This is a genomic window from Vibrio sp. 10N.222.54.E6 (genome assembly GCF_041473955.1).
Lineage (GTDB): Bacteria > Pseudomonadota > Gammaproteobacteria > Enterobacterales > Vibrionaceae > Vibrio > Vibrio tasmaniensis_A.
In genome coordinates, this window is the sequence record NZ_JBFRTD010000010.1 from 301,493 (window position 1) to 311,683 (window position 10,191).

Genomic DNA, 10,191 nt, shown 5'->3' on the forward strand with positions numbered 1-10,191 from the left:
GTTAAAAGCCTCGATAACCTCGTTAGATTTTTTGATTGTAGAATAACTATTTATCGAAACTTCTTATCAAAAAGAGCAGTCTTGTTCTCAAGCTTTTTCCCTGCGCTATTTTTGAACACTTACTTACTGTGATTGGTATTTATGAACTAGGAACTTTTAGTATGGACCAATTTTTGCCCCAAATCTTTGCTGTGATTCACCAAATTCCATATGGGAAAGTAACAACTTATGGAGACATCGCACGTTTTTCAGGATTTCCGGGGTATGCGCGCCATGTGGGTAAAGCGCTGGGTAACCTACCAGAAGGAAGCAAACTGCCTTGGTATCGGGTGATCAATAGTAAAGGTGAGATCTCTTTGAAAGGGGATTCGTTTGATCGCCAGAAAAAGTATTTGCAAGAAGAAGGGATTGAAGTGAGTGACGCGGGAAAAGTTAAACTCAGAATATATAAATGGCAGCCCTAGAGCTGCCACTAATCGTCTATTCAACTGACTAAATTAAGCTTAATCAAGATGCCTTAACAGTGGCATCGATTTCGAATTAACGGACACCAACCAAACGTAGGTCTGCTTGTTGCGTGTTTTCTACGTCAGTAATCACTGACTTAATGGTGTCAGTAGTGAAACGTAATTTGCCGTCAACGTGAATCGTTGCGCGCATGTTGTAACGGTGGTTAGCTTTAATCTTGTTGTTGTCGTAGCTCAGCTCGAATGCGAACGGTACTTGCTTACCGTCAGTGGTGAACTCTTGAGTCGCGATAACGGTCGATGGTGCGTCAGCCAGTGAGATGTCTTCTAGCGTAACAGTCACTACTGCATTCTCTGGCAATGCAATTCTTTCACGATAGCTTACTGTTCCTGAAATCACTTGAGTGTTCTCTGCAACCACTTCCTGAGAAGCACTGGTTTCTGATGTTGCTTGGCAACCCACAAGTAGGCCAAACGATACTAAAGACGTAATAAGAATTAGAGCCTTTTTCATATTCAATTTCTCTCAACATGTTTGCCGGACTCGGCAAATCTACTCACCAATTATAAGAGAGCTTTCATATTCTGTCTCGAAACCCTATGATTTATTGACAGATATCTGACTAAGCTGAATGATTAACACCATAATCTGACACCTATTTTACCAAGAGGCATGCTGGCGATGAGTCAACCTTTAAATGAATTACTCAATTTACTTCAGCTAGAGAAACTAGAGGAAGGCCTGTTCCGCGGGCAAAGTGAGAACCTAGGTCTGCCACAGGTATACGGCGGTCAAGTATTAGGGCAAGCGCTTTCTGCTGCTCGTTATACGGTTCAAGACGACCGCAGTGTTCACTCGTTCCACAGTTACTTTCTATTTCCCGGCGACCCTGAAAAACCCATTATTTACGATGTTGAGAACCTAAGAGATGGACGCAGCTTTAGTACACGCCGCGTGAAAGCGATTCAAAATGGCCGCCCTATTTTCTATCTTACGGCTTCTTATCATGGTGACGCACCCGGCTTTGAACACCAGAATGAAATGCCAAACATCCCAGGGCCAGAGAACTTTGCATCAGAAACTGAGTTAGCAAGCCACATTGCTGAATTTTTGCCTGAGAAACTGCGTAAGACTTTCTGTGGCGAAAAGCCAATTGAGATGCGCCCGGTAACAATAGTGAACCCGCTTAACCCTAAGAAAGCCGCCCCAAAACAATACCTTTGGGTGAGAGCAAATGGCGCGATGCCAGACAACCAATTGATTCACCAATACCTGCTTGCTTACGCATCGGATTGGGGGTTCTTGGTGACGGCGCTTCACCCTCACGAAGTTTCGATCATGACACCCAACTTCCAAGTGGCAACGATTGACCACTCAATCTGGTTCCACCGCCCATTCAAGATGGATGAATGGCTGCTTTATGCGATTGAAAGCCCAACGGCAGCGAACACTCGTGGCCTAGTGCGCGGCGAGATCTTTAATCAGAAAGGTGAGCTAGTAGCGACAGCAGTTCAAGAAGGTGTGATGCGTTTTACTAAATAGCGAATAAACGCTTTTTACAAGCCCCAAATATTTACGAGAAAACAAAAAGAGAGGCTAGGTTTAATACCTAGCCTCTCTTTTTAATGATGCTAACGACAAGCTGTCACGTAACAGTCCGTAATCTCTATTCAGCCTCTAGCAAGGGTTCGAATTCACCTTGTACTCGAGTTTTAATTCCATCACCAGCGTCTCGCAGTAGATTAAATGGCGATAACACCACGCCTTTCACTGCGCCCTCTGCGGCGCCCTGAGCTAACTCTTTACTTTTATCTGCCAGCAAATTCGCTTGTTCCAAAATTCCCGGAACTTCCGCTCGTAGCATTTCAGATTCGGCAACAACAGTGGGGATAGTTTGTTCGCGGTAAGATTTACTTTCAGCGAGCATCGGTGGCATCACATCAACACGGTATCGTTTTAATTCAGTCAATGTGGGCGGGATGACATCGGTTCTTACCTGCCCGACTTCCGTTCGGACATTTTTAACTTCATCTAATATCGCAGGGATTTTATTATCAACCGATGAAACGGTTTGATTCACTTTTTCGACGGTCTTTCTGACGTCTTCAACGGTATCAAACACCTGAGGAGCAAGCTCATTAACATGTTCAGCAAACGCTAATAGCTCTTCTACTTTTAGCCCTTTGGTAAGACCGGATAAATCTTCGATCACCTGCGGATAAGTATCAACGATTTCACCGACTTTATTGGTAAACGAATAGATGGTGTAACCCAAATAAAAAATGGCAACGGCCAGCACCAATTGGATAGCAGTAGATACTTTTGCAAACATGAATATTCCTTTTCTTTATCGCAGAGACGAGATCTAAACTGAGAAGATAGTTAAACTGAAACGATAGTTAACGTTTAGCTAGGTGCAGCTTATAGAGGCAATGCCGTTGTGTACTTCAATGGCTCCATCGCAAACGTCGAGGTCACATTAGAGATACCATCAATGCTATTCACCAAGCGCTTGTAGAAATCATCAAAGCACTTCATGTCTTTCACCTGAACCTTCATCATATAATCATATTCTCCAGCCATGCGATAAAACTCCATCACTTCTGGAAATTCCGATACGGTGTTTACAAAACGACCATACCACTCATGAGAATGATCACTGGTTTTCACCAATACGAACGCTGTAAAAGCAAGTTCGAGCTTTTCAGGATTCAATAACGCCACTTTTTTTTCAATAATGCCGTTTTCTTCGAGGCGTTTAAGCCTTTTCCAACAAGGTGTTGTGGTGAGATTGACCGCTTCTGAAATGTCGTTCAATGACAATGTGCTGTCTTCTTGTAACAGCCTTAATATTTTTTTATCTACGGCATCTATCACACTTTCACCAAATCGAATTTAAAGAGAATAATTTTCTACATTTTAAGCAAAACAAAGCAAATATGGCAAAGTTTTTCTCTCAAATTCTAGCTAAATTGGAAGTATACCAATTACAAAGAATTCCTACACTCGATCAGGAGAACGCTTATGTGCACTGACCATCAATGGATTAACAACGCGATTCGCAAAATTGAAGCCGACTACCAACGCTCAGCGGATACGCACCTTATCAAGCTCGAACTGCCAAGTATCGAAGGCATTGATGTTTACCTTAAAGATGAAAGCACACACCCTACAGGCTCTTTGAAACACCGTTTAGCGCGTTCTCTATTCTTATACGCTATCTGTAACGGTTGGGTTGGCCCAGAAACAACGATCATTGAATCTTCATCAGGCAGTACTGCAGTATCTGAAGCGTACTTCGCTCGCCTACTTGGCCTGCCGTTTATTGCGGTAATGCCAAAATGCACAGCGAAGAAGAAGATTGAACAGATAGAATTCTACGGTGGCCAAGCGCATCTTGTTGACCGCTCAGATGAAATTTACGATGAGTCTCGCCGTTTAGCAGAAGAATTGAATGGTCACTACATGGATCAATTTACTTACGCTGAGCGTGCAACCGACTGGCGTGGTAACAACAACATCGCGAACTCGATTTTCAATCAAATGCAGATGGAAGATCACCCAGTTCCAGCTTGGGTAGTAATGAGCCCAGGTACTGGCGGTACTTCAGCGACGATTGGCCGTTTCATTCGCTACCAACAACATGAAACTAAGCTTTGTGTTGTGGACCCTGAGAACTCTGTATTCCACGAATACTTCCAAACCGGCAATGCGAACGTGAAAGGCAGTACATTCAGCAAGATTGAAGGCATTGGTCGCCCACGAGCAGAACCAAGCTTCATTCCTGGTGTGGTTGACGAAATGCGTAAAATTCCAGATGCAGCAAGTATCGCAACGACACATTGGTTATCTGACATTCTTGGCCGCAAGGTTGGCGCATCTACGGGTACAAATATGTACGGTGTGCTTCAACTGGCAAGCGAGATGAAAGCGCGTGGAGAAACAGGGTCTATCGTGACTTTGCTATGTGATAGCGGTGAACGTTACCTAGACACTTACTTCAATGACGAGTGGGTAAATCTGAATATCGGTGACCTACAACCTTATGCAGCGAAGCTAGAAGCTTTCTCGCAAACGGGTGAACTGGCTTAAGTTCATATAAACCGATAGTTCGAAATAGAAAAGAGCCCTTGATGGGCTCTTTTTTGGTTTATTCTATTCATCAATTTCTAGCGAGAACAAATTATTCTGGCTTCTGCTTCGCTTCAAACGCCGCTAGTTGCTCAGGTGTCGCTTTTGGTTGGTGATTTTGTTTCCACTCATCGTAAGTCATGCCATATACGCGCTCACGAGCGTCATCGATATCCAAGTCTAAGCCTTGTTGTTCAGCTTCTGCTTTGTACCACTTACTAAAACAGTTACGGCAAAAGCCAGCCAAGATCATCAGGTCGATGTTTTGGACATCTTTGTTGTTGTCTAGGTGTGCTAACAGGCGACGAAAGGTTGCTGCATCCAGCTTGTCTTGTTCTTCTTGAGAAAGATCTTTGTATTTAAATTCAGCCACTTTAAGTGTCCCTTAATAGTTTTAATTTTTTAATGTGTTGAGCAGATATTGTTATACAAAAAAAGCCCGCATTTCGCTAGGAGCAAACGCAGGCTTTTCAATATTGTTACACTATTCCGTGCTCATTAAGCGTACGTGTTCATTGGCCGTGCGTGTTCATTAACCGTGCGTGTTCATTAACCGTGACTGCTTCTTCCCACGTTATCGTGGCTCAGCTCTTTATTTAGAACCGCTTCCACATGACCTGGAGAACGTGTTGAGCCAGAAATCAGTCGATACATCGCAGGGATTACGAACAGAGTAACCAAAGTTGCAAAGCCCATACCGAAGAAGATAACCGTACCCACTGCTACTCGGCTTTCATAGCCTGCGCCCGTTGAAGTAATCAATGGGATTGCACCGGCTAGTGTGGTGAACGCCGTCATCAAGATTGGACGTAAACGTCGAGCCGAAGCATCAATGATCGCCTTTTCAAACTCAATGCCACGGTCACGAAGTTGGTTAGCAAACTCTACGATCAAGATACCGTTTTTGGTTACCATACCGATCAACATAATCATACCAATCTGGCTGTATACGTTGAGACCTTGACTCATCAACACCAAGCCTAAGAAGCCACCAAAGATGCCCATAGGTACGGTGAACATCACCACCAGCGGGTTAATGAAGCTCTCAAACTGCGCCGCAAGTACCAAGTACGCCACCAACATCGCTAACGCAAACACCACGAGGATACTCGATTGGTTTTCTTTAAAATCTTTAGACTCGCCTGAGTAGCTTACTGAAATATCACCCGGTAGCTGCTCAATCGCTTGTTCATCAAGGAAATCCAAAGCATCACCCAACGTGTAACCTTCCATTAGGTTCGCTTTGATGGTCACCGATTTCTGCTTGTTGTAGTGCGACAAACGAATCGAAGACGCTACTTCTTCAATATGCGTTAGAGTATCGAGTGTCACCAATTCACCAGACTGAGTTCGCATGTAGATTTGGCTTAAGTCATTGGCATTGTTAAAACTGTTTTCATCGCCACGCAGGTAAACGTCGTACTCTTCACCACGTTCAACGAACGTCGTTTCACTCTTACCGCCCAGCATGATTTCTAACGTATCTGAAATATCCGAAACACTCACACCTAGCTCGGCTGCACGTTGCTTATCTACGGTTACCAACAGCTCTGGTGTTTTCTCAGAGTAATCGATGTCCGCACCTTCCATCATTGGAGAATCTTCAGCGGCTTGCTTTAACAGTTCGCCCCATTTCTGAAGCTCAGAGTAATCAGAGCCACCAAGTACAAATTGCACAGGCTCACTCGAACCACCACGGAAGCCTGGCATGAACGGGAACACACGCACATCAGGAATACCCGCTAAAGACTTACGCACCTCACCCAAGGCTTGTTGTGCTGTCTCTTCACGTTCGTCCCAATCTTCCAGGATCATGATAACGAAGCCCGTTTGGTCGCCCGCATTACCACCAAATGCTGGCGATTGAATGCTGAATGACTTTAAGAATCCTTGACCAAGCAGCGGCATTAGGCGTTCTTCAACGATGTCCATGTTGGCAGACATACGGTTGTAACTAGTTGCGTCGGCACCACGAACAAACGCAAAAATAACACCACGGTCTTCTTGTGGCGTCAGTTGCGACGGCACTTTTTGCATCAAACCATAACTACCGCCCATACAAGCAATAATGATGATTGGAGCTGCCCAACGCCAGTTTAGAGCACGGCGCAATACCGATTTGTATCCAGCTTCTAACTTACCAAACACACGTTCAACAAATTGATTGAAGCGATTAGGTTTCACGTTCGCTTTTAAAATCTTGCTGCCCAGAACCGGCGTCAAGGTTAATGCTATGACAGATGAGAAGATCACCGACATCGCCAACAATACCGAGAACTCAGTAAACAGAAGACCTACCATACCGTCCATAAACGAGATTGGTAGGAACACCATGACCAGTACTAGCGTGGTTGCGATTACCGCAAAGCCTACTTCACGTGTCCCTTTATAAGCCGCAAGCAATGGTGATTCACCACGTTCAATGTGGTGGAAAATATTCTCAACCACCACAATCGCATCATCGACCACCAAACCGATAGACAGGATAAGTGCCATCAAGGTGATGAGGTTGATAGAGAAGCCAAAGTAGTACGCCGCAATAAACGACGAGATTAGCGATACAGGAACGGTCACGGCTGGAATCAGCGTTGCACGCGCTTGGCCAATGAAGACGTAAAGCACGAGGATAACCAAACCACCCGTAATAAAGAGTGTGCTGTAAACCTCTGAGATCGAACGGTCGATAAAGACCGTGGAGTCATAATCAATCGCCAAGCGAGTTCCGTCAGGCAAGAACTTTTGAATCGCTTCGACTTCTTTATGGACTAAGTCAGCCACCTCAAGTGGGTTGGCATCAGACTGAGGCACAATGCCCATACTGACGTTAACAACGCCGTCACTCTTAAAGGTCGAGTTCTCGTTTTCTGCGCCAATGTAAACATCAGCTACATCTTTCAAGTAGATAGGTGTGTTATCAGAGGCACGTTTCACCACTAAGTATTCGAAATCTTTGGCTTCAGTATATGAACGAGCAGTACGAACCGACATCACAATCGCATCGTTACGCACTTCGCCACCCGGGCTTTCAATGTTCTCGTTACGTAGGGCTTGTGTAATATCAGAGGCGGTAACACCACGACCCGCCATTAACGCAGGTTTCAGCTTCACGTACATGACTTTGTACAAACCGCCAGAAATATCCACCGAGCTCACACCAGAGATCAAACTAAAGCGGTCAATCAACACACGTTCGGTGTAATCGGTTAACTGCGTTCGATCCATCTCAGTTGAGCTTAAATTGATGTAAACCGACGCTTCACCACTACCATTGTTCTTATAAACAATCGGGTCATCGGCTTCATCTGGCAACGAACGCTGAGCACGCGCTACCGCATCACGCACATCACTGACACCGGTATTGAGGTCATAACCAAGTTCAAAGGTGATGGTGATTCGTGACGATCCGTTTCGTGTCGTAGATTCGATTTCATCGATACCACTGATGCCGGATAACTGATCTTCAAGGTTGGAGGTAATTTGGCTTTCAATGATGGTGGCAGATGCACCTTCATAACGAGTACTGATCGATACCACCGGGCTTTCAATATCGGGCATTTCACGAACTGCGAGCTTATTGAAAGAGACAATACCAAACACAACCAAAAGCAGGCTCAATACAACAGCCGCTACTGGTCTCTTCACAGAAACATCAGATAACAACATTAGTTAGCACCTTCTTGTGCTGCTGTATTTCCATCAAGTTTAGCAGGGCGATTGACGGCAAGCTCTTGAACCAAAACACCGTCACGCATGTTCACGATACCTTGCACTACGATCTTCTGACCAATCTCGATGCCTTTTTCGATCACGACTTCGTTATCAAGACGAGCCCCGAGGAATACTTCGGTACGAGTCGCTTTGTTATCTTCGCCAATAACATAAACGAAACGCTTAGTGCCTGAATACTCAAGCGCTTGAACTGGAATTATTGGGGCTTCTACTGGTGGGAAGTCCATATCAGCCGCCACTAACATGCCCGGTTTTAGGTAATCATTGTTGTTATCGAAGTGGATTCGAACTCGAAGGTTCAAAGTTTCGGCGTTAATGCGAGAATCAATACCCACCACAGTACCCGTGAACTGAGTATCGCCCCACGCACTGGTGCGAGCCGTTACTGTCATACCTTTAGACAGTTTAGAAAGGTAGCGCTCTGGAATCTGAAGATCTAACTGCATCACAGACAAGTCATCTAACGTCACGAGCTCTGTACCCGATGTCACCATTTTGCCGCGGCTAAAGTCTATAAAACCGACCGTACCAGAGAAAGGTGCACTGATATGTAGATCTTTCAGGTTAGCGTTAGCGGCAGCTAGGCGAGCATTAGCGATCTCTACGTTAGTTTTCTGAGCGTCAATTTCAGTTTGAGTGATCGCGTTACGTTTCACTAGTCGTTGAAATTCCGCAAGCTTACGCTTTTCATCTTTTAAATATGCTTGTGCTTCTGCAACTGCTGCTTTTGCTTTGTCGTCATCGAGTTGAACCAACATCTGCCCTTTGGTGACATCTTGATTGGCTTTGATGTTAATAGAGTTCACTCTGCCAGCCACTTCAGAAGTGATCATTACAGATTGCTCGGCTTCCAACTTACCGACCAAAGAAAGAGACTGGCTAACTTTGTGAATATCAACTTGCTCGGTAACAACAGTGACCGTGCTAGGGCCCATACGTTTAGCTAGTGCGGCTGGAGACGCCATAATGATAGACAAGCTAAGCAGGGTTAAAACAGTTTTATGCTTCATAATAATGGTCTGCAAGTAAGGTTTATACCAATCACAGTAGGTAAGTGGTCAGAAATAGCGCAGGGAAAAGACTTGAGAACAAGGCAGCTCTTTTCAACAGATAGTTTCGATAAGTAGTTATTCTACAATCAAAATTGTTGACGCTGTTCTCGAGTATTTTAACAAGCTAGAATGACAAATTACTTACTACGATTGGTATTATTATCTATAAATGAAATTAACCGTATTCTATCAACTGATGAATGCTGTAACGTCAAGAAGTGTAAATCTAAGTTAAATTCAATTGACGTTTCATGACTAATGACACGAACCAAACACGAAACATAAAGCTAATTACCTCAAGGTGTTACCTATCAGTACGTAAATCTTAATACAGATGTTCACTTCACGAGCAATATGCGTACTTTTCGCCATCTTTGCCCAAAAAGGCAGCATTTAACACAAAACCATAAGAAAAACCCTTTACAGGTTTAACGTGTTTGCTATGATGCGCTCCGCACTTGAGAGATGCGTTGGGAAAAACATCTCTTTAGCCTATCCATTATGAGTTAGGAAAAACACCCTGGAGGGGTTCCCGAGTGGCCAAAGGGAGCAGACTGTAAATCTGCCGGCACTGCCTTCGATGGTTCGAATCCGTCTCCCTCCACCATATTCTTCTTACCTCTTTCGAGAGTTAAGAGAACAACCTGATTGATGGGCTTATGGGAAAACATCAATTTAGGCTTACTTTGTGAAAAGTAAGACACACCCTGGAGGGGTTCCCGAGTGGCCAAAGGGAGCAGACTGTAAATCTGCCGGCACTGCCTTCGATGGTTCGAATCCGTCTCCCTCCACCATATTCTTCTTACCTCTT

General features: G+C 44.5%; 9 protein-coding genes and 2 tRNA genes. 5 read left to right on the forward strand and 6 right to left on the reverse strand.

Annotated elements, in window-relative coordinates; translation table 11 throughout:
• The first annotated feature begins 161 nt into the window (after positions 1-161).
• Positions 162-464 carry an MGMT family protein gene (locus tag AB4513_RS06295; protein ID WP_102257788.1) on the forward strand — a complete coding sequence of 101 codons (303 nt, stop codon included), beginning with the start codon at positions 162-164 and terminating at the stop codon, positions 462-464.
• A 76-nt stretch (positions 465-540) separates the two neighbouring features.
• Here AB4513_RS06295 and AB4513_RS06300 read toward each other — a convergent pair whose 3' ends face one another.
• Positions 541-981, reverse strand: a complete 441-nt coding sequence (locus AB4513_RS06300; RefSeq protein WP_009847253.1) for a YbaY family lipoprotein — start codon at positions 979-981, stop codon at positions 541-543.
• Between the two features lie 168 nt (positions 982-1,149).
• Here AB4513_RS06300 and tesB point away from each other — a divergent pair, with 168 nt between their 5' ends.
• On the forward strand, positions 1,150-2,010 hold the full coding sequence (tesB, locus tag AB4513_RS06305) for an acyl-CoA thioesterase II (RefSeq protein ID WP_102257861.1): 861 nt from the start codon (positions 1,150-1,152) through the stop codon (positions 2,008-2,010).
• A gap of 124 nt (positions 2,011-2,134) precedes the next feature.
• On the opposite strand, the gene AB4513_RS06310 is transcribed toward tesB, so the two are convergent.
• Together AB4513_RS06310 and AB4513_RS06315 are read right to left on the reverse strand one after the other, a co-directional pair.
• Positions 2,135-2,800 (reverse strand): hypothetical protein, encoded by a 666-nt coding sequence (locus AB4513_RS06310; RefSeq protein WP_102257787.1) that lies wholly within the window; start codon positions 2,798-2,800, stop codon positions 2,135-2,137.
• Positions 2,801-2,889: 89 nt separating this feature from the next.
• Positions 2,890-3,345 carry an Lrp/AsnC family transcriptional regulator gene (locus AB4513_RS06315; protein ID WP_009847256.1) on the reverse strand — a complete coding sequence of 152 codons (456 nt, stop codon included), beginning with the start codon at positions 3,343-3,345 and terminating at the stop codon, positions 2,890-2,892.
• Positions 3,346-3,492: 147 nt separating this feature from the next.
• Here AB4513_RS06315 and AB4513_RS06320 point away from each other — a divergent pair, with 147 nt between their 5' ends.
• Complete coding sequence (locus AB4513_RS06320; RefSeq protein ID WP_050634811.1) at positions 3,493-4,560, forward strand: PLP-dependent cysteine synthase family protein; 1,068 nt, start codon at positions 3,493-3,495, stop codon at positions 4,558-4,560.
• A gap of 91 nt (positions 4,561-4,651) precedes the next feature.
• Here the strand turns inward: AB4513_RS06320 and AB4513_RS06325 are convergent, their stop codons facing one another.
• The 3 genes from AB4513_RS06325 to AB4513_RS06335 form a co-directional block, all read right to left on the reverse strand.
• On the reverse strand, positions 4,652-4,972 hold the full coding sequence (locus AB4513_RS06325; RefSeq protein WP_004736423.1) for a DUF1244 domain-containing protein: 321 nt from the start codon (positions 4,970-4,972) through the stop codon (positions 4,652-4,654).
• 176 nt (positions 4,973-5,148) lie between these two features.
• A complete protein-coding gene (gene vexH, locus AB4513_RS06330; protein WP_102257786.1) occupies positions 5,149-8,262 on the reverse strand; it encodes a vibriobactin export RND transporter permease subunit VexH in 3,114 nt (1,037 codons plus the stop codon).
• Positions 8,262-9,338: an efflux RND transporter periplasmic adaptor subunit gene (locus tag AB4513_RS06335; protein WP_133151965.1), complete on the reverse strand. Its 1,077-nt coding sequence runs from the start codon at positions 9,336-9,338 to the stop codon at positions 8,262-8,264. The genes vexH and AB4513_RS06335 overlap by 1 nt, the downstream gene beginning before the upstream one ends.
• A gap of 564 nt (positions 9,339-9,902) precedes the next feature.
• Between AB4513_RS06335 and AB4513_RS06340 the strand changes: the two genes are divergently transcribed.
• Positions 9,903-9,987, forward strand: a tRNA-Tyr gene (locus tag AB4513_RS06340).
• Positions 9,988-10,089: 102 nt separating this feature from the next.
• A tRNA-Tyr gene (locus AB4513_RS06345) sits at positions 10,090-10,174 on the forward strand.
• Positions 10,175-10,191 lie beyond the last annotated feature (17 nt).